16 protein-coding genes are annotated in these 20,616 nt (G+C 72.0%); 11 read left to right on the top strand and 5 right to left on the bottom strand.

Annotated features, from left to right (window positions below):
- The first annotated feature begins 4 nt into the window (after positions 1–4).
- The gene (locus IPH07_13400) at positions 5–583 is read left to right on the top strand and encodes a hypothetical protein (protein ID MBK6918386.1); all 579 of its coding nucleotides are present in this window, start codon (positions 5–7) and stop codon (positions 581–583) included.
- Positions 584–629: 46 nt separating this feature from the next.
- Positions 630–1,742: a hypothetical protein gene (locus IPH07_13405; protein ID MBK6918387.1), complete on the top strand. Its 1,113-nt coding sequence runs from the start codon at positions 630–632 to the stop codon at positions 1,740–1,742.
- A gap of 7 nt (positions 1,743–1,749) precedes the next feature.
- On the opposite strand, the gene IPH07_13410 is transcribed toward IPH07_13405, so the two are convergent.
- Both IPH07_13410 and IPH07_13415 read right to left on the bottom strand, forming a co-directional pair.
- A complete protein-coding gene (locus IPH07_13410; protein ID MBK6918388.1) occupies positions 1,750–3,387 on the bottom strand; it encodes a hypothetical protein in 1,638 nt (545 codons plus the stop codon).
- A gap of 141 nt (positions 3,388–3,528) precedes the next feature.
- Positions 3,529–4,797 (bottom strand): hypothetical protein, encoded by a 1,269-nt coding sequence (locus tag IPH07_13415; GenBank protein ID MBK6918389.1) that lies wholly within the window; start codon positions 4,795–4,797, stop codon positions 3,529–3,531.
- 162 nt (positions 4,798–4,959) lie between these two features.
- Between IPH07_13415 and IPH07_13420 the strand changes: the two genes are divergently transcribed.
- The 7 genes from IPH07_13420 to IPH07_13450 are packed head-to-tail and all read left to right on the top strand — an operon-like array spanning position 4,960 to position 11,104.
- Entirely contained in the window at positions 4,960–5,673 is a 714-nt protein-coding gene (locus IPH07_13420; protein ID MBK6918390.1) for a hypothetical protein, read from the top strand.
- Between the two features lie 5 nt (positions 5,674–5,678).
- On the top strand, positions 5,679–6,053 hold the full coding sequence (locus IPH07_13425) for a hypothetical protein (GenBank protein ID MBK6918391.1): 375 nt from the start codon (positions 5,679–5,681) through the stop codon (positions 6,051–6,053).
- 34 nt (positions 6,054–6,087) lie between these two features.
- Positions 6,088–6,831 (top strand): DUF1415 family protein, encoded by a 744-nt coding sequence (locus IPH07_13430; protein MBK6918392.1) that lies wholly within the window; start codon positions 6,088–6,090, stop codon positions 6,829–6,831.
- A 43-nt stretch (positions 6,832–6,874) separates the two neighbouring features.
- Entirely contained in the window at positions 6,875–7,519 is a 645-nt protein-coding gene (locus IPH07_13435; GenBank protein MBK6918393.1) for a (2Fe-2S)-binding protein, read from the top strand.
- Positions 7,516–9,849, top strand: coding sequence for a xanthine dehydrogenase family protein molybdopterin-binding subunit (locus IPH07_13440; GenBank protein MBK6918394.1), 2,334 nt, complete (start codon positions 7,516–7,518; stop codon positions 9,847–9,849). The genes IPH07_13435 and IPH07_13440 overlap by 4 nt, the downstream gene beginning before the upstream one ends.
- Positions 9,850–9,865: 16 nt before the next feature.
- Positions 9,866–10,873, top strand: a complete 1,008-nt coding sequence (locus tag IPH07_13445) for an FAD binding domain-containing protein (GenBank protein ID MBK6918395.1) — start codon at positions 9,866–9,868, stop codon at positions 10,871–10,873.
- A 3-nt stretch (positions 10,874–10,876) separates the two neighbouring features.
- Positions 10,877–11,104: a hypothetical protein gene (locus IPH07_13450; GenBank protein ID MBK6918396.1), complete on the top strand. Its 228-nt coding sequence runs from the start codon at positions 10,877–10,879 to the stop codon at positions 11,102–11,104.
- On the opposite strand, the gene IPH07_13455 is transcribed toward IPH07_13450, so the two are convergent.
- Both IPH07_13455 and IPH07_13460 read right to left on the bottom strand, forming a co-directional pair.
- Positions 11,071–14,559, bottom strand: coding sequence for a TonB-dependent receptor (locus IPH07_13455; protein MBK6918397.1), 3,489 nt, complete (start codon positions 14,557–14,559; stop codon positions 11,071–11,073). The two genes, IPH07_13450 and IPH07_13455, sit on opposite strands and share 34 nt — an antisense overlap.
- Positions 14,560–14,579: 20 nt before the next feature.
- The gene (locus IPH07_13460; protein ID MBK6918398.1) at positions 14,580–15,767 is read right to left on the bottom strand and encodes a hypothetical protein; all 1,188 of its coding nucleotides are present in this window, start codon (positions 15,765–15,767) and stop codon (positions 14,580–14,582) included.
- A 138-nt stretch (positions 15,768–15,905) separates the two neighbouring features.
- Between IPH07_13460 and IPH07_13465 the strand changes: the two genes are divergently transcribed.
- Positions 15,906–16,412, top strand: a complete 507-nt coding sequence (locus IPH07_13465) for a PepSY domain-containing protein (GenBank protein MBK6918399.1) — start codon at positions 15,906–15,908, stop codon at positions 16,410–16,412.
- A 160-nt stretch (positions 16,413–16,572) separates the two neighbouring features.
- On the opposite strand, the gene IPH07_13470 is transcribed toward IPH07_13465, so the two are convergent.
- Positions 16,573–18,132, bottom strand: coding sequence for an AAA family ATPase (locus IPH07_13470; protein ID MBK6918400.1), 1,560 nt, complete (start codon positions 18,130–18,132; stop codon positions 16,573–16,575).
- A gap of 129 nt (positions 18,133–18,261) precedes the next feature.
- Here IPH07_13470 and IPH07_13475 point away from each other — a divergent pair, with 129 nt between their 5' ends.
- Positions 18,262–20,565, top strand: a complete 2,304-nt coding sequence (locus IPH07_13475; protein ID MBK6918401.1) for a hypothetical protein — start codon at positions 18,262–18,264, stop codon at positions 20,563–20,565.
- Positions 20,566–20,616 lie beyond the last annotated feature (51 nt).

A 20,616-nucleotide genomic window follows, 5' to 3' on the forward strand; every position in this document is an offset into this window, starting at 1 on the left:
CGCGATGTCGGCCCGCGTCGTGCCCCTGCTCTGCCTCATCACCCTGCTCGGCTGCGCCACCGATCCAGCCCTGCATGATCCCGGCGCATCCGGCTCGACGCCCGTCGCGACGCACCCGTGGATCGGCCGCGACGTGCTCACCCAGACCGTGCTGCACCCCGACCCGAAGGCCGCGCGGCTGTACTCGATCAACTACCAACAGGGCGGGGTGATCCCGATCTGCACGCCGGTGCACGTGGTCGCGCTCGACGACGCGCAGATGACCTTCACGGTCGGCGCGGTCACGTACACGTACCTCTTCCGCCCCGAGTTCATGGTCGAGGGCATCTCGGTGCACCTGGGCCGCTACTTCGGCGACACCTGCGACCGCGGCGACGCGCTCTCGCAGGCCGACCGCGAGGGCATCGCCGCGGGCCGGGTGGCGCCGGGCATGAGCAAGACCGGTGTGATCAAGGCGATCGGCTATCCCCCGCCGCACGCGACCGGCGACCTGGCCGCGGCGCAGTGGCGCTACTGGAAGAATCGCTTCGACACCTTCATCGTGCACTTCGAGGGCGACCTCGTCGCGCGCGTCCAGGAGTGACCGCGGCCGCAGCGCTGGTACCATGCCGGACCACCGGCTCCGCGCGATGCAACCGACCGAAGCACCGACGTCGACGAACAACACCGAGTTCCCGTGCGAGGCCTGCGGCGCCAAGCTGCTGTTCCAGCCGGGCACGAGCGAGCTATCGTGCCCCTACTGCGGTCACCGCCAGCAGATCGCGGCCGCCAGTGCGCCAGCGCCGATCGTCGAGCACGACTTCCGTGCCGCACTCGCGCAGGCCCGCACCGCGACCGCCAAGGATCTGAGCAACGACGCCACGCAGGTGCAGTGCACCTTCTGCGGCGCCGTCTCGGTGACCACGCGCAAGGCCGACCACTGCGCGTTCTGTGGTTCGCCGGTGGTGCTGTCCGACGACGCGCGCCAGTTCATTCGCCCCGAGAGTCTGCTGCCGTTCGCGATCGACGCCAAGCGAGCCCGCGGCGAGTTCGAGCGGTGGTTGACGCAGCTCTGGTTCGCGCCCGGCGATCTCGCCAAGCGTGCGAAGGCCTCGGGCATGGACGGCGTCTACCTGCCCTACTGGACCTACGACTCCGCCACGCGCTCGCAGTACTCGGGCGAGCGCGGCGACGCATACTGGGAGACCGAGTCGTATACCGATTCCGAGGGCCGTCGACAGACCCGCCAGGTTCGCAAGATCCGCTGGCACCACGTCCGCGGACAGGTCGACGTCGAGTTCGACGACGTGCTGGTCGCCGGCACCAAGTCATTGCCCCGCGACATGCTGGAGAAGCTCGAGCCGTGGGACCTGGGCGGACTTGCGCCGTTCGATCCGGCCTACTTGAGTGGGTTCTTGGCCGAGCGCTACGGCATCGATCTGGAGGGCGGCTTCGCGATCGCGCAGGAGCGCATGGATTCGCGGATCCGCGACGAGGTCCGTCGCGACATCGGTGGCGACGAGCAGCGCATCCACGGCCTGCAGACCACGCATCACGACACCACCTTCAAGCACCTGCTGCTGCCGCTGTGGATCTCGAGCTTCCGCTACGGCGAGAAGGTCCACCGCTTCGTGGTCAACGCGCGCACCGGCGCGGTCGCGGGCGAGCGGCCGTGGAGCACGGCGAAGATCGTGCTCGCGGTGCTCGCGGCACTGGTCGTCATCGGTGCGATCGTGGCGATCGCGATGCGCAGCCGCGGGTAGCCGCCCGTCACGGCAGCGACGCGAGCTGGCGCTCGAGCAACGCCGCGCGACGTTGCACCCACGGTGGCGACGGCAGCGCGCGCAGGTGTTCGAGGTCGGCCCGCGCACCGTCGAACTGGCTGAGCGCGACCCGTAGCGACGCGCGCTCGATCAGCATCACAGGGTGATCGGGCGCGAGCGCGAGCGCGCGATCGAAGGCCGACAGCGCCGGCTGGGTCTCACCGACGCGATCGTAGGCGACCGCGAGATTGTAGTAGTGCACCGCGGTCACGCCACGGCTGCGCACGCGCGGCCACCAGCCCTGCACCGCGACGACCACCGCCAAGGCGAGCACCACGCGCGCACGCCCCTGCACGGCACGTGCGCGCCACCACTGCGCCAGCGCAACCACGCCCGGTGCGGCCCAGGTGACCAGCGGCACCACCAGCGGCAGCCGGTGCTGCGACGACGTGAAGAAGACCAGGTTGGCGGCGATGGTCGCGAACGCGAGCCCGCCAAGTGTCCAGCCGAGCACGCGATCGCCCCGGCACCGCCACGCGCCGATGAGCGCCAGCGCGACCACGAGTGCGAACGGCAGCCCGATCGGCCACGCCCATGGGATCAGCTCGCGCTCGCCCGCGATGTCGTAGTCCTGGGCGAGCTCGTCGTTGCCGAGCAGCAGCCACGCCTTGCGCAGCTCGAGCCGCGCCCAGCGCAGCGGATCGTCGCCGATGTCCTGCAGCGCGCGGCGGTACAGCTCGCGCCCGCGCTCGCGCGTGCCCGCGGCCGCGTCGACTTCGACGCCGGGCGCGGCATCCGGCAGCACGATCTCCTCGCGTTCGCGCGTGACGTCGCCGGAGAAGACGCCACCGGCGTTCCAGACCCCGCGCGCGGCGGCGTTGTTGCCGATGTAGAACGACGTGCCGCCGCCGTGGGCGGGGAAGATGGTCGCGTCGCCGGTGACGACTGCGTTGCGCCACGCCATCGGTGCCAGCGCCAGCGCGACGCCGGCGGCGAACACCGCCATGCGCACCGCCGGCGCGTCGCGCCGGCTCATCCGCCACAGCGCGAACACCAGCGCAGGCACGGCGAGCAGCAGGTTCGGCCGCGCCAGCACGCACGCACCGGCGGCCATGCCCGCGACGGCGCAGGCCCAGGTCGGCGCGCCGCGACGCAACCACGCGATTGCTGCGAGCGCGGCGACGCTGCAGTCGATGGTCAGCGACGCGGAGAGGATCTTGTTCTCGTAGAACGCCAGCGCCGGGATCGCGAGCGCCAACGCGAGCCCGATCGCAGCCGTGCGCGCGCCGAACCACGACCGCATGGCGCGGTACCACAGCGCCAGCGCACCGAGTGCCAGCAGCAGCTGCACGAGCAGCGCCGCCGGCAGGCCCCCCAGCGCCATCGGTGCCGCGAGCACCGCGGCGTAGAAGCCCTGCAGATAGAACGGCGCCTGCCCGAGCGGTGGATGGGCGAGCAGGTCCAGCGCCGCCAGCTCGTAGACCCGCCCGTCACTCACCGGCGCGACCGCGAACGGCACCTCCGCCACCCACGTCAGGTGGTAGAGGATCCGATACATCAGCAGCCCGCCGATGATCCATCGCAGCCCCCGTGGCACCGGTTCGTCGCCGAAGACGGCGTCGGCCTGCGAGGGATCGATCGGCACCTTCGCCCGAGCATACACCGCCGTCCGGCGGGTGCTTCGGCACCGGCCGGAGGGCGGCGATGGCAGCGACGCACCACGGCGGCGCGGCCCGAGGGCCTGGGCGTGGGTTCGCGCGCGGCTCAGGGAGCGCCGCGGCGCGGGTCAACCACCCGCGCAGGCCTCGATCGGTGTGTGCCGCGAGTCGTTCGCGAGCACCGCGCCTGCCATGGTCGCGTCCGCGAGACTCGTGCAGCGCGGCAGCGAAGCGAAGCAGTCGGGCACGATGGCCGAGCCGTCTTCGTCCTCGATGTCGTAGCGCGTCGCGTTCACGCACACGGCCCCCTGCTCGCCCCACGCAGCCTCGAAGGACATCTCGTCGAAGCCGACCCGCTGCTGCACGCCGAAGTCGTCGTAGACGTCGATGTGCGTGCCGTCGAGGGTCCACGGGCGGCCGTCACCGCAGTAGTCGGCGCGGGCGAGTCGCGTGCAGCTCTGATGGACCTCGGCGCCGAACGACCACGGCGCGTAGCCCCAGTCGATGCACTTCGAGATCACGCCGTCGGTGCACGAGAAGGTCAGCTCGCCCTCGTCGGCGGTGAAGCTGCCGTACTCGTCCCACGCACCGGCGACGAAGATCCCCGGGCCGTCGTCGCCACACACGGGGCTGCCGTCGGCCTCGAGCACGATTCGCTCGCCGCCGCCGTGGGCCTCCACGGTGGCGATGCGCAGCGCGAACCGCTGGCCGCTCTTCGCGATGCCGCGCAAGTCCTCGCCCTGCAGCGCGGCAGCGCCGACACGCGCCCCGGCCACCAGTCGGCCGTCCTGCAGCACCACCGGGGAGCCGTCGGTGAGCTCGATGCGCATGCCAACCATCGCCTCGAGCCCGATGCGCCGGCCCTGGTACGACGAGCCCTGGGTTTCTTCCTCGTCGCGCGGACGCCCGCCCTGCAGGTTCGTGCCCTGCGGATCTTCCTCATCGCGCGGACGCCCGCCCTGCAGGCTCGTGCCCTGCGGATCTTCCTCATCGCGCGGACGCCCGCCCTGCAGGCTCGCGCCCTGTGCGTCTTCGTCGTCGCGCGGACGCCCGCCCTGCAGGCTCGTGCCCTGGAGATCTTCCTCGTCGCGCGGACGCCCGCCCTGCAGGCTCGTGCCCTGGAGTTCTTCGTCGTCGCGCGGACGCCCGCCCTGCAGGCTCGTGCCCTGGCCCTCGTCGTCGCCGCGCGGACGCCCACCCTGCAGGCTCGTGCCCTGGGCATCCTCTTCGCCGCGCGGCGTCCCCACGCGATCCTGATCATCGACGCGCATCACCGCGCCGACGACGGGCAAGCACTGCGACGGCGCGCCGCCGGGGGCGTCGCAGGCCACCACCGGCAGCACACAGGCCACGACGGACGCGAGGGCATCGAGGCGCACGGAGGATCGCAGTCGCACGGGGGTCACCCCCGGTGGACTCGCGAGTCGCCGCGTTGATCACGGGGCCATCGACGCTGCGCTTCCCGACGCGGGGACGTCGAGGCATGCGTCGCCGTCGCACGAGCGCGGCCGTCGCCCACCGCCGTTGACACCCACGCGCGCGTGTGGTCTCCCTATGCCGTGAATCCGGTCCCCGCGACGTGGATCCTGCTCGGGGCGCTCGCGTCGGCGCAGCGCCTGCCCGCCGCGACCGCGCCGCCGGCGGCCGAAACGACGACCGCCGCGCCGACCGACGCGGCCGCCGGCACGCCACCGGCCGACGGCACGACCACGCCACCGGCCGACGGCACGACCACGCCACCGGCCGACGATGCGACCACGCCACCCGCCACCGCGCCCTCGACCGACGAGGCGAACGCGGGCGACGACGCGTCGGCGCAGAGCACCTCGGCCGTGTCGGAGCCGACCACCACGACGCCGCCCCGCGCCGTGCCGCCACCGCGCGCGGTGGCCCCGAGCGCCGCCGAGCCTGCGCCGATGCAGCCGCGTGCCCGCGTCGCGTTCATCGTGATGGGCACGGTGGTGCTCGCAGGGGCCGGCGTCGCGCTCGGCTACATGGGGCACTTCATCGCCGAGTCGAGCCGCATCGAACGCGAGGGCCGCGACCGCGTCGGCGCCGATCCCTCGCAGACCGACGCCGCGTCGCTGCAGGGCCTCGCCCGCGACGGCGTGCGGGCCAACCGCACCGCGATCGGCCTCGGCATCGGCGGTGCGCTGCTGGCCAGCAGCGCGATCGCGATGATCCTGACCGGTGCTCGCAAGCCACGGACGCGCGGTGTCACGGCGTCGGTCGGCCGCGGCGGCGCGGGTCTGTCGTGGAGCGGGAAGTTCTAGCCACGATGCGCACGCGAACATCACTGTCGTTGCTGGCGCTCGGCCTGGTCGCGGGGTGCTTCCGCGGGGACTTCCTCGAAGGCACCGCGTGCAACGACGACGCGGATTGCTACCCACGATTCCAGTGCGTACCGCTCGCGGGCAGCTCGCAGGATCGGGGGCTCGTGGGCGCCTGCGGCGATCCGCAACCGGAGGGCAGCTCGTCGAGCTCCACGAGCGGCGGCTCGGACACCAGCGGCGCCGCCGAGCGCGGCTCGACCACGGGCGACACCGGCTCCACCACCGGCGAGGCGCCGACCACCGGTGGCAGCACGGGCACAGGCGACCCCGCGAGCACTGGCACCAGCACGAGCACGGGCGACGCCACCACCGGCGGCTAGCGCGAGCGCGCCGGGCTACACTGCGGCGATCGGAATGTTCGCCGGGGCCCGACGCCACGACCTCGAGGACCCGCGCGCGGCCGCGGCGGGGCTGCCCACCGCCGGCCGGCTGCACGCCGTGCACGATCGCTACCTCGTCGAGATCGTCGAGCAGCTGGGGCTGTGCCCGTTCGCGCGACGCAGCCGCGAGCAGGGCCGCGTGCATCGCCCGCTGCAGCACGTGCTGCGCGACGACGACGACCAGCTCGCCAGCTCGACCGCGCGCTGGCTGCAATCGATCGTCGCAACCCACGACGACGCCGAGATCCTGCTGCCGACCTTCGTGTTCGCGCGAGCGCACCGCCACCACGACGCCGAGTCGTTCGCCGGCTTCGTGTCGCAGCTGCGGCTCGCCTACGACGACACCGGCGCGCCGGGCTTCTTCATGGTCGCGTTCCACCCCGGGTTCGCACCGCCGGCGACGCCGCACCGCCGCAGCTCGCCCGAGACGCTGGTGCCGCTGCTGCGGCGGACCCCGGATCCGGTGATCCAGTGCGTGCGCATCGACGTGCTCGAGCGCGCACGGGTGGTCGCTCAGCAGTCGGCGATGACACGCCTGCGCGACCGCTTCGCCGGCGACACCGTCATGTTGGCGATGCTCGAGCGCAGTGTGCAGGCCGACTCGGAGCTCTCGGCGGAGATCGCCCGCACCAACTTCGACGCCGTGGGTGCGGGCGACGGCCGTGCGGAGCTCGAGCGCCGCATCGCGAGCATCCTGACCGAACGGGCAGCACTCTGACGCCGGGCCGCGCGCCTGGGATCGAGGGTACACTCGCGGCGTCATGACGACTCCGTCCCTCACCCGTCGCGGACTGCTGCGCGGCGTCGGCACGGCCTCGGTGCTGGCAGGCTGCGCCAAGCCTGCCAACGAGCCCGGCAGCGATGCCCCCACGGTCACCGATGCCGACGCGCCGGCCGAGATCGGACCCGACGCGGTCCCGGTCGCGTTCACGCTCAACGGCAAGCCCATGACCGTCGCCGTCGAACCCCGCGTGACGCTGCTGGCCGCGCTGCGGCTCGACCTCCAAACCACCGGCCCCAAGGTGGTTTGTGATCGCGGCGCCTGCGGTGCGTGCACCGTGCTGGTCGACGGCGTGCCGCGCAACAGCTGCATGATGCTGGCCCACGACGTCGCGGGTGCCAATGTCACCACCGTCGAAGGTCTCGGCGAGGGCGACACCTCGTTGTCGCCGCTGCAGCAGGCGTTCGTGCGCCACGACGCGATGCAGTGCGGCTTCTGTACCTCCGGCATGCTCACCAGCTGCAGTGCGCTGCTGCGTCGCCACGCCGCCGGTGGCGGGCCGCTCACCGCCGACGACGTCAAGGACGCGATCGCCGGCAACCTGTGCCGCTGTGGCACCTACCCCAACGTCGTCGCCGCGGTGCTCGAGGTCGCGGGCACGCGCAGCAAGGGAGCGCAGCGATGAGCCGCAAGACACTGACGCTCGGCTTCCAGGATCACCTGACCGAGGTCGAGGTCGACCTCCCCGAGGGCGAGCCGCGCCCGTGGGACGCCGACACCACGCTCACGCAGGTCGGCAAGCCGGTGCCTCGCATCGACGGCCACCTCAAGGTCTCCGGTCGCGCGCAGTACACCTTCGACGTCGCGGTGCCCGGCATGCTGCACGCCGCGGTGCTGCGCTGCCCGCTGCCGTGCGCACGCATCACCAAGCTGTCGCTGGCCGGCGCCGAGAAGGCCCCGGGCGTGAAGGCGGCGCTGGCGGTGGCGAGCAAGGGCGATCGTCTGATCTTCGCCGGCCAGGACGTCGCCGCAGTCGCGGCCACGCGTCCCGAGCTCGCCCACGACGCGCTCGCGGCGATCGAGGTCGAGTACGAGCCGCTGCCGTTCGTGGTCGATCTGGTCGCCGCCAGCAAGGCCGGCGCGCCCGCGGTGCACCAAGGCAAGGTGCGCGAGCGCAGGACCGAGGGCGACGAGCCCGGCGCCGCCGGTGAGGCGGGCGGCGAGGGCAACGTGCGACCGATGCCGAGCAGCAAGCGCGGTGACGCCCGCAAGGCGCTCGGCAAGGCCGCGGTGGTGCATCGCGCGACCTACACCACCTCGGTGCAGACCCACAGCGCGCTCGAGACCCACGGCATCCTCGTGCGCTGGGACGCCAAGGATCGCATCACCGCGTGGTGCTCGACCCAAGGCATCTTCAGCGTGCGCGACGAGCTCGCCGAGATCTTCGAGCTCCCGTCCGACCACGTCACCGTCATCACCGAGTTCCTGGGCGGCGGCTTCGGGGCCAAGTTCGGCGCCTCGGCCCCGGGTACGCGCATGGGCTTCATCGCCGGCGAGCTCGCGCGCAAGGCCGGCGCGCCGGTGAAGCTGATGTGCGACCGCCACGAGGAGCACGTGTGCACCGGCAACCGCCCCGACTCGCGCCAGGAGATCGAACTCGGCGCCGACAAGGCCGGCAAGCTGGTCGCGATCGCGGTCAAGAGCCTCGGCACCGCCGGCATCGGCACCGGCGCCGGCATCGGTCGCAACGCGTTCTCGATCTACACCCGCGTGCCGCACGTGTCGGTGGAGGCCAGCGACGTGTTCACCAACGCCGGCCCCGCCACTGCCATGCGCGCGCCCGGCCATCCGCAGGGGGCCTTCGCGCTCGAGCTGGCGATCGACGAGCTCGCCGCGAAGGCCCAGCTCGACGCGCTGCGCCTGCGCATCGATCACGACGAGCACCCCGTGCGACGCTGGCAGTTCGAAGAGGGCGCGAAGCGCTTCGGCTGGGCGCAGGCCCGCGCGCGCTCGGCCGCGCAGCGCGGCGGCAACGCCCGCATGCGCACGGGCGTCGGCGTCGCGGCCTCGATCTGGGGTGACTTCGGCCGCGGCGGCGCGGCCCAGGTGACCTGCCGGATCGGCCGCGACGGCAGCGTCGCGATCGAGAACGGCGTGCAGGACATCGGCGGAGGCATCGGCACCGTCATGGCCCAGGTCGCCGCCGAGGTGCTGCGACGTCCGCTCGACGGCATCACGATGAAGATCGGTCGCTCCGACTTCGGCCCCTCGGTCGGTAGCGGCGGCTCGGTGACGACCTCGTCGGTCGCACCGGCGGTGCGCAACGCCGCCGAGCGGGCCCGCGCGCAGCTGACCGACGTCGCCGCGGAGCTCTTCGGCGTGAAGCCACAGGAGGTCACGTGGCGCGACGACGGCACCATCGCCGGCGGCGGCAAGAGCCTCACGTTCGCGCAGCTGTGCAAGAAGATGCCGGCCGAGGCCATCGTCGCGACCGCGACGCGGGCCAAGACCTTCGGCAGCCACCCGATGGCGTTCCCCGGCACCGCAGGCCCGCAGGCGATGCCGCAGATCGCCGGGGTCCAGTTCGCCGAGGTCGAGGTCGACACCTGGACCGGCGTGGTCCGAGCCAAGCGCGTGCTGGCGATGCACGACTGCGGCCGCGTGATGAACGCGCTGACGACCCGCAGCCAGGTGCAGGGCGGCATCATCCTCGGCACCAGCTACGGCCTGCTCGAGGAGCGCGTGCTCGATCGCGACTTCGGTCGCATGCTCAACCCCAACCTCGAGCAGTACAAGATCGCCGGCGCGCGCGACATCCCCGACATCGAGGTCGTGCTGACCGACGTGTTCGTTGGCAACAACAGCACCGGCGCCATCGGCATCGGCGAGCCAGCGACGATCCCCACCGCCGCCGCGATCGGCTGCGCGGTGTTCGACGCGCTCGGCGTGCCGGTACGTAGCCTGCCCATCACCCCCGCCAAGGTGCTCGCCGCGCTCGGCGTGGTGCCGGCCTGAGACGAGGAGCCCGAGCATGAATCGCTTCACCCTGGTTCGCCTCTCCACGGCCACCGAGGCCAGCGCACGCGTGGCCGCGGCGCCGCAGACCCGTCGCTTCCGCGGCGGCGGCATCGACCTCATCGATCACATGAAGGAGGGCCTCGACGCGCCCGATGAGCTCGTCGAGTTGCGCGCCATCACTGGCCCCGAAGGCGATCGCATGCGCGGCATCACCGAGTCGTCCGGTGCGTGGTCGCTAGGGGCCCTGGTGACGCTCGCGCAGCTGGCCGCGTTCGCCGACCTCGGACGGGCATTCGCGGCCGTGCGCGAGGCGGCCGGCTCCGCCGCGACCCCGGGCATCCGCAACGCCGCCACGCTGGGCGGCAACCTGCTGCAGCGTCCGCGCTGCTGGTACTACCGCCACGTCGACCTCGAGTGCCTGAAGAAGGGCGGCGCGCAGTGCTTCGCGCTGACCGGCGACAACCGCTACAACGCCGTGCTCGGCGGCGGCCCCAGCTTCATCGTTCACCCCTCGACGATGGCGGCCGCGCTCGTGGCCCACGACGCCGTCGTGCACACCCGCGGCCCCAAGGGCGCGCGCAAGCTGCCGATCGCCGAGTTGTTCGCGCTGCCGACCGTCGACGCCACGCGCGAGCACACGCTGGCGCCGGGCGAGCTGGTGCTCGCGATCGAGCTTCCGGCGGCCGCCGCCGATCAGCGCTCCACCTACGCGGCGGCCAAGGAGAAGCAATCCCACGACTGGCCGCTGGGCGAGGCCGCCGTGCGCGTGCGGATGCAGGGCGGCAAGCTGGTCGACGTCCGCGTCGCGCTCGGCCACGTCGCGCCGATTCCGTGGCGCGCGCGCGAGGCCGAGGCCGTGCTCGAGGGCCAGCCCCCGAGCGCTGCGCTGTTCGAGAAGGCCGCAGCCGCGGCGGTCGCCAAGGCCAAGCCGCTCGAGCACAACGGCTACAAGATCCCCCTCGTCCGAGGCCTCGTGCGCGAGGCGCTGCACCGTGCGACCGACGTCGCGATCCCGGAGTGAACCATGCCGACCTTCGACGACCGACCTCGCCCCGAGCTCGACGCGCCGGTGTGCCGCTTCCTGCGGACCAAGGCGCTGCACGTCTACGGGCAGGACACGCCCGACGCGTTCTCGACCTCACGCTCGAGCCACTACCACTGCCTGCGCACCCAGTTCGTGACCGGCCCCGATGCGGCGCCGTGCGTGCCCGAGGACTGTCAGCCCGGGCGACGCTGCTTCGAGGCCCGCTGAGCGCGGCCGCGGCTGCGGCCACCGCTGCGGCGGGCAAACACGCCGCGGGGGTTTTGCCGGTCGAGGAAGATGTCGCCCTTGATGCCGATCATGAAGGTGAGCGGCGCGCCCGGCCGCAGCCCGAAGGGCCGATACGACGCCGCATAGGCGTTGTTCGTGGCGTTGTTCACCGTGCCGTACAGCAGCAGCCGCTGGTGGAGCCGCAGGTTGGCGGCGGCGTCGAGCACGAAGAAGCCGTCGATGCGCTGATCGTCGGGGATCTTGCCCTGCCCCGCCACGTCGCGCATGGCCCCGTTGTACGACGGCGCCAGCGAGACCTCCCAGTTCTCCGCGCCCACGCCGAGCGAGCCACCGGCGAGGTGCACCGGCACGTACGGCAGCTGATCGCCGGCCTGCACGTCGCCCCACTGCGGAAACGGTGAGGCGAAACCATGCCGGAACTGCGTGCCGGTGTACGTGTAGCGCGCGCCGACGTCGAGCCGTACGCCGCGTTGGAACTGGTAGCGGTAGCGCAGCGCGCTCTCCAGGCCGTAGACGAACACGCGGCCACCGTTGAACTGCGTGCTGCCGTCGCCGTCGGCACAGCCCGACGAGAAGGTGCACGCGCCGTTCAGATTGCTGTAGTCGCTGAAGAAGCCCACCGCCTCGGCCCACACGCGCCGACGGATCGCGCGCACACCGGCCTCGTAGTTGACGCTGTACTCGGGCTTCACCGCGTCGGGCTGGCCGGGCGCCACCGGTGAGAAGCCGCGGTGGACCCCCGCGAACACATCGAGCCACTCGAGTGCCCGCACCAGCGCGCCGATGCCCGGGGTCACCGCAACGTCCTGCCGATGGGCGCGCGCGCCCGTCAGGTGGTCGGCGTAGCGCATCAGGATGGTCTCGACCCGGATGCCCGGCGCGATGGTGAAGCGGTCCCACAGCGTGATCGCGTCGAGCACATGCAGCGCGACCGCGTGGGCTTCACCGGCGTTGCGCAGCGCCGCGATGGTGGGGCTGCCGTCGGGCACCATCACGCCGCCGGTCATCATGTACGCATCCTCGAGGTGGTTGCGGATGATGCCGTCGTGGTGGAAGCGCCCGCCGATCTCGAGGTCCTGCGTGACCGGGCCGAACGTGGGCCGCCAGTGCAGCGCCGTCTGCATCCCCTCGGACACGAAGCGCCGATCGTTGCGCGTGACCATCAGCGCCTGCTCGGGGGTCGTCGCGTCCTCCTCGCCGCGGATGATCGCCGACAACACCGCGAGCTGCCCGGCCTCGGGGTTGGCCAGCACGGTGGAGAAGTCCGGCTCGTCGCGGAAGCGATCGAGGCGCCGCCACACGCGGTGGAAGTCGTGTCGGTACAGCGTGGTCTCGAGCTGCAGCGTGTCGTTGCCGACGTGGTACGACAGCTCGGCCTGCGAGCGCCACCAGGTCATCTGGTCGCGCTGGCTAGCGGCGTAGCGGCGGTAGGGCGTGCGATCGAGGTCCTCGCGCGAGAGCCCCAGGTACGACTCGTTGGAGCGCTCGGTCGCGTAGCCGCCCTTGAGCTGCACGCGGTGCACGGTGTCGCGACCGGTCTTGCCCTCGTAGGAGAGCTTGAGCATCGCGTCGTTCTTTGCGAAGCCGGTGTCGCCGCCGCCGTCGAGCTGCTTGAAGCCGTCGCTCTGCAGGTGAGCCACCTCGAGCAGCACGCCGAAGCCGCGGTACGTCGTGCCGTAGAAGCCGTGGCCCTTGACGTAGCCGAAGCGGCCGGCCGCGAGATCGACGCTCGAGGCATGGCCCTCGGGAATCTCGCGCGTGCGCAGGTTGATCGCGCCACCGATGGTGTTGGGCCCGTACTTGATCGAGGCCGGGCCCTTGAACACCTCGACCCCGACCATGCGGGTCGGGAACGGGAAGTAGTAGGCCGCCGGCGCGGCGTAGGGCGCCGGGGCCAGCAGCACGCCGTCCTCCATCAGCGTGACCTTGGCCGAGCGATCGGGGTTGGCCCCGCGCAGGCCGATGTTGGGTCGCAGGCCGAAGCCGTCCTCGCCCCGCACGTAGACCCCGGGCACGCCGTTCAGGATGCGGTGCACGTCGTCGTACTCGCGCCGCTCGAGCTCGCGCTTGCCGATCACATGGGCCGAGCCGGCGACGCGGGGCAGCTCGTCGCCGTCGAACATCGAGCCGACGATCACGGTGCGGCTGGTGTCGGCCTCGCGCCCATCGGTGGCCAGCGGTGCCGGCTCGTCGGGGACGATCGTCGCGGCGGCCGACGTCGGCGCCGGCGGCTCGATCACGGCCGTCGGTGCCAACGTCGGCGCCGTCGACGACGCGCTCGGCGGCGGGGCCTCGTCGCCGGGCTCGCGGGGCGCACGGACGGCCTGCGGCGGTGGAGCACCGCGCGGGGTCGCGGACACGCTCGGAGGCGCCTTCGCCGACGGGCCCGCCTCGGGCGCAGCCACCGGTGGTTCCGCGCGGGCCAGGCTCGATGCGGCCCACACCAGCGCGCCGACCACCGCCGCGGCGGCGAGCGATCGTCGACGCCGCGCACCGAGCACCCGCGCAGCCGCGATCATCGGCTGCAGCAGCGCCGAGCCCAGGCGGCCAGGATGGTGGTTGGCCTCGCTGTCCGGCAGACCGAATGCCGCGGGCGGGCGGACGTCGGCGTAGCGCAGCGTGCCGCCCAGCCGGTCCCACAGCGCGATCCAGGTGCCGAGATTGATGCCGGCATCCTGATCGTCGGCGTGGTGCAGCTGGTGCTGCGCCGGACTCATCAGCCACCGCTCGAGTCGCCCCCACGACCACCACACGTGGCTGTGGCGGAGGTTGGCGCCGACCAAGCTGAACACCGCGCCGAACACGTTGACGCCCAGCAGCTCGAGCTCGATCGCGTCGCGTCGGAACACGTAGAAGAACCCCGCCGAGATCACCCCCGTCACGAGCACGCCGCGCAGCCCGAACAACAGCGCCTCGAGCGGGTGCACGCGGTAGAGCGTCAGCGGCGTGAGGGTGTCGGCGCTGTGGTGGACCTTGTGCAGCTCCCACAGCCACGGCACCTGGTGGAGCCACCGATGCAACAGATAGCGGCTGGCGTCCCACGCCACGAACAGCACCACGGTGTAGACGGCGGCCACCACCGCCGGCGGCCACGTCGGCGTGATCGGCACGCCGAAGCGCGCGTCGAGGCCGGCCACCAGCCAGAGCGAGAGCCCGAAGGCCGACCCCACCCACGCGCCGGCGCCGACGATGCGCACCAGCGCGTTGAAGATCAGCAGCTGCAGATCGAGCGCCGACGAGCGTCCCAGCACGCGCCCCGGCGTGGTCGGCACGCCAGCACCACGCTGTTCCCGACGCACGGCCCACGCGAGCACCACCGTCGCGAGCAAGAAGCCCCAGTAGATGCGCTCGCTGGGGTCGAACAGCATGCCGACCACCGCCGTCACGACCTCGTGCAGGAGCGCGAGGGGTCCGTCGGCGACGGGCGCGTCCACCAGCTGCGGCGGCGCGATCACTAGTCGGCGTCCCCCGCGGCTTCGCTGGGGCTGTGCAGGCCGAGCGCGGTCGCGACCCGCCCGTCGAGCAGGTCGATCAACTTCACGACCGCGTCGTGTGCGGCTGCGAGCGCCGCGGGATCGCTCGTCAGCGCCTCGGCGAACTCGCCATCGACGGCGTCGACGCTGGCGATCGCGTCGTCGATCGCGGCGAGCAGCTCGTCGGCCAGCGGACCCTCGTCGAGCTCGACGAGGAAGTCGTCGAGCCCGGTACCCTCGGCGGCCGAGCTACCGCCCCACACCAGCTGCTGCAGCGTCACCAGGTTGGTGCGCACGTGGGCCTTGGACTCGCCCGCGAGCGGTGTCTCGAGCGCTGCGGGTGCGTCGGCGGCGAGCTTGTGGTCCTTCACGATCAGATCCACATAGGCGGACGCCAGCAACACATCGTCGAGCGCCTGGCTCGGCGTGTCGTAGGGCGAGTCGCCCTCGCCGGGCGCGGCGAGGTAGCCGGCGAAGCGACCACCGGGCGCCCAGGTCTGCGCGAGCTCGCTGGCCGCGGTGTGGATCTGCGTCGCGAGCACGGCGGCGTAGGCCGACCGCCGACGCACGACCTCGTCGTCGCCCAGCGCCATCCACGTGCCGGCCTGGTTGATCTCGTCGGTTGCGGCGCATGCGTTGGTGGCCGACTCGGCGAACAGCAGCCGCTCGAGGGCATCGAGGCCACGCACGTTCACCAACGCGACGTCGAAGCCCGGCGCGGCGTAACCCTGCGCGACGGTCTCCTCGTCGACGCGGCAGGCATCGGAGGTCGGCCACGAATAGACCGCGTCGCGCATGTCCTCGCCGCCACGGACGTAGGCCGACGAGCCGGCGGGCCCGATCTGCAGCACCTCGGCGCGCTGCCACTGCGCCATCGCCTCGCGGTAGGCGGTACGCGCGTCGTCGCGTGCCGCGGTCGCGTCGTCGCCCGCCGCGGTCGCAGCCGCCCACGCGGCGACCTTGGTGTCGAGCTCCTTCGCTGCGGACTCGAACGACGCGAACGCGGGTGCGAGCACGTGCTCGACCTCGCTGCGCAGGATCTCGACGCGCAGTGCATCGTGGCCGTCGTCGCCAGGACCTGCGATGCAGGCCCACGTGACGGCGAGGGCGGCGGTGGACGCCGCGAGCCAGGTGCTCGGCGCAGTGCGGGCCGTGGGTTGTCGGGGCATCTCGATTCCTCTCTCGGGGCGCCGAGGGTCGCCCCCCTCGAAGTTGAAAGTCAACATCATTTAGGGTCTGCAGCGCCGTACGGACCGCGCATTGCTGGCGCTTGACAGGGGATGCCCCCGTACGCCACCCTCTCGATAATGAAAACGACTTTCAAAATCCTCATCCTCAGCCTGGTGCTCGCCTGCGACGCGGGCGATGATGCCGGCGTCAGCGAGGCCGAGGCCTCGCGCGCGGCGGAGGATGCCGTCGGCGGCGACGCCGGCGAGATCGAGCGCAGTGTGGAGGGCGACACCGAGGTCTGGGAGGTCCACGTGGCGATGACCAACGGCGCGACCCTCGAGGTCAAGGTCGGCCTCGACGACGGCGAGATCGTGGTCGTCGAAGACAAGGTCGGGCCGTTCGACTACGCCGACTTCACCCCCGTGCAGGGCGTGCTCGCGTACCAGGCCATCCTCGCCAAGGCGCAGGACGAGGTCACCGGCGACGTCATCGCGTGGGAGTTCAAGCGCGAGCTCGAGGACGGTGAGGTCGGCTTCGAGTACGAGTTCTACATCCGCGACGCCGAGCAGCAGCTGTGGGAGATCAAGTTCGACGCAACCGACGGGATGGCGACCAGCATCGCGGCGAAGGAAGAGATCGACTAGTACCTCGACACAGCGATAGTGACGGGCCATAACACCGCCCTGACCGCGCCTCGCTGCGTTGCCGCACCTTGAAATACGCCCGGTATTCCGGCGGCACGCCGCCTTGCGGAGTCGCGGCCATGACGGCGTTCTGACCCATCACTATCGCTGTGTCGAGGTACTAGAGCAGCGCGAGCGCGGCGGCCAGCGACTCCGACGGCGCGGCCGAGGTGTCGACCACGAAGGCGATCGCCGCGCAGCGCGGACCGTAGGGCTCCCAGGTGGCCCGGATGTGCTCGTAGATCGACCAGTCCGCATCGGATGCGTCGTCGTGGCGGGCCGCGAGCCGGTGCCGCACGGCCTCGGGATCGGCCTCGCAGACCAACAGTCGCACCGGCACGCCCAGCTCGCGCGCGAGGTCGACGAAGGCCAGCCGTCGGTGCTCCTGCTTGAAGCTGGCGTCGACCACCGCACGACCGCCCTGCTCGAGCACGGCGCGAGCGCGCTGCAGGCACGCGTCGTAGGTGCGGTCGTTCCACGCCGGCGTGTAGATGCCGGCGCGCACGTCGGTGTGGGCCGAGACGGTCGGGTCGAGGCCGGCGAGCTCCTTGCGGATCGCGTCCGCGCGCAGCCAGGTGTAGCCCGCGTGCTGCTCGAGGCCGTGGGCGAGCACCGACTTGCCGGTGCCCGGTAGCCCCGCGATCAGCACCAGCGAGGGACGCTCGGCGGGCGGCAGCAGCACGGCGGCGGCCTGGAGGAGGTGGGCGCGCACCAAGGTGGCGAGCGACGCTCGGGTCTGCGGATCGCGGGCGCCGTCGAGCTGCAGCCCGCGCACCTTGGCGCGCACGAGCGAGCGATACGCGACGTAGCTCGGCACCAGCGCCCGCGCGTCGTGGTCGTCATCGTCGAGCGACGCCTGCCACAGCTGCTCGGCTGCCCACCAGGCACCGTGGCACTGCAGGTCCATCGCGAGGAACGCCAGATCGCACACGGGGTCGACCGCGCGCAGACGCAGATCGAACTCGACGCAGTCGACCACCCACGGCTCGCCGTCGGGCGGCATGAGGTAGACGTGCTCGAGCCGCAGATCGCCGTGGCCCTCGCACGCCAGTGGCGCGCGCCGGGCGACGCATTCACGCAGCGCGTGCCAGCGCTCGTCATCGACGACGGCGAGGCGCTCGAGCAGCGCCGGCGGGCACAGCTCGGGTCGCTCGCGCAGCGCCGCGAAGTTGTCGGCCGCGTTGCGCTCCACCGGCCCGGGCTCGGCCCACGCACGCACGTCGGGCCCGCGGCGCGCGGTGGCGTGGAAACGGCGCAGGACCTCGGCGACCCGCACGATGTCCCCGCGGGTGAGCGTGTCGGTCGCGACGCGGTGGGCCATGGTGACGTCATCCGGCAGGCGTCGCATGTGGACCGCGGGCTCGAGCGGCGCGCCGGTGTCACCGAGCCAGGGGCCCTGCGGCCCGTCACGGAGCATCACGACGCCGTGATAGACCGCGGGGGCGAGCCGGCGGTTGAGCTCGACCTCGGCCTCGCACATCGCGAGCCGCCGCTCGAAGCTCGAGTAGTCGAGGAAGCCGAGATCGACCGGGCGCTTGAACTTGTAGACGTGCTCACCCACCAGGAACACCACCGAGCCGTGGGTGTGGATGACCTCGACGGCGGTGGCGGCATGGGGGTAGGCGGCGGGCCGCGAGAGCGCGGCGACCAATGCATCCGGCTGCATGGCGAGCGTGAGCATCGCTCAGTTCCGGCCGGCGATGCGAGCGCAACGCTTGCCCACCGCACTTTCGGCCGCGATGGCGCGCCGTCGTTGCCATTGGCCGCCGGTCGCCGGGGCTTGGGGATGCACTGGGGTACCATCGCGTCCATGGCGGTGGACTTGCTTGGACTCGATCGATACCGATGGGCACTGGGTGTGCTCGCAGTGGGCCTCGCGGCGTGCGGCGACGACGCGACGGCGGTCGGCGACGGCTCGTCGTCGACCAGCGGCGCCGACACCGGAGTCGGCACCGGAGCCGACACGAGCCTGTCGGGGGCCGACAGCAGCAGCGGTGGCAACACCGACGCGTCGTCCAGCGGTGGCAGCGACGGCAGCAGCGGCGGGAGCACGTCGGCCGCGACCTCGAGCGGCTCCGACGACGGCGGCTCGTCCAGCAGCACCGACCCCACCGACCCGAGCGCGTCGAGCTCCGGCGAGACCGGCATGAACACGCAGTGCCCGATCGACGTGCTCGGACCGGCGGTGCCCGACAGCCTCTTCGGCAACACCATCCCGCAGACCGACGACTTCACCGGCAGCTGCGGCGGCGCGGGCTCGCCCGACGCGGAGTTCACGTTCACCGCCCCCGCCGACGGCACGTACACCTTCGACACCCACGGCTCGCAGCTCGACAGCGTGCTGTACGTGCTCGACGGCACCTGCGATGGCACCGAGCTCGGCTGCAACGACGACGGTGACGGCCATCAGTCGGCGCTGTCGCTGGCGCTGCTCTCGGGGCAGAGCGTGACGATCGTCGTCGACGGCCACGACGCCACCGGCGGCCCGTTCACGCTGCGCGTGCAGGGTGGCGGCCTGACCTGCCCGCTCGGCACGATCGCAGGCCCGCTGCCGACCACGGTCTCGGCCGACACCACGTTCCTCTTCGACGGCAACGCCGGCAGCTGCGGCGGTCAGGCGGGTCCAGACGCCAGCTACACGTTCACCGCCCCCGCGGCCGGGACCTACAGCTTCAACACCTTCGGGTCGTCGTTCGAGTCGATCGTCTACGTGCAAGACGGCGTGTGCGCGGGCAACCAGATCAGCTGCGGCCATCAGGGCGCGCTGGCGACCCTGGCGGCCGATCAGGAGGTCACCGTCACGGTCGACAGCCAATTCGCGTCGGGCCCGTTCGACCTCCACGTCGACGTGCTCGGCGGCGCGTGCCCCGACACCGACCTCGGCAACACCGTGCCGCAGACCGCGACCGGCAACACCTCGACCGGCGACAACACCGATGCCGGCTCGTGTGGCGGTGACTTCACCGCCGACGATCTCTACCTCTTCACCGCGCCGGCCGACGGGCTCTACCAGTTCGACACCTTCGGCTCCACGCTGGACACGGTGTTGTTCCTCCGCGACGCCGCGTGCTTCGGGCCCGAGCTCGACTGCAACGACGACTTCGCCCCCGGCGACGCCGACTCGCGCGTCATCGAGGGCCTCGACGCCAACCAGAGCGTTCTCATCGGCGTCGACGGCAACGGCGTCGGCGCCTACACCCTTCATGTCGATGTGGTGCCCTGCCCCAACGGCAGCATCTCCTCGACCGTGCCGCAGAACGTCGCCGACACCACCGTGAACGGCATCGACAAGCTCAAGCCCAGCTGTGGGCAGGCCGGCATCGACGACGAGTCACCCGACGACGCGTTCTCGTTCACCGCGCCCGAGGACGGCGTCTACACCTTCGACACGCTCGGGGTGTTCTGGAACAGCGTGGTGTACGTGCTCGACGGCGCGGCCTGCAACGGCGACGAGCTCGCCTGCAACGACAACTATCAGTTCAACTCGGCGTCGGCGCTCTCCGTCACGCTGGCGGCCAACCAGACCGTCACCGTGGTGGTCGACGGCACCTTCGAGGACCAGGGCGCATACACCCTGCACGTCAACCAGCTCGGCGGTACCTGCCCCGACGCGGATCTCGGCAGCGACCTGCCCGCCTCGGTCGCCGACACCACCGCGACCACCGACAACGCGGCGGTGGGCTCGTGCGGCGGCCTCACCACCAACGACGCCTCGTACTCGTGGACGGCGCCCGCCGACGGTGCCTACCGCTTCAGCACCGCGGGCTCGTCGTTCCCGGCGCTGTTGTACGTGCGTGACGGCAGCGACTGCGCGGGCACCGAGCTCGGCTGTCAGTTCCAGCAGTTCAGCAACACCTCGGTGGTGGTGACCACCTTGACCGAAGGCCAGACCGTGGTCGCCACGGTCGACGGCGAGGGCATGACCGGCAACTTCGTGCTCACGATCGACGAAGCACCCGAGGGCGGCAACTGCTGCGTCTCGCACATGGCCACCGGCTGCGAGGTGCCCGACATCGAGGACTGCGTGTGCGCAATCGATGGGTTCTGCTGCATGGTGCAGTGGGACGACCTCTGCGCCGGCGAGGCCGTGAATCCCTGCGGCGCCGCTTGCTGAGGTGATCCACGGTCGCCGCCGCTGCAGGCGTTCGTTGCTGCGGCGGCCGAC

It is taken from the genome of Deltaproteobacteria bacterium, from assembly GCA_016709225.1.
Classification (GTDB): Bacteria; Myxococcota_A; Polyangia; order Nannocystales; family Nannocystaceae; genus Xiheibacterium; species Xiheibacterium phototrophicum.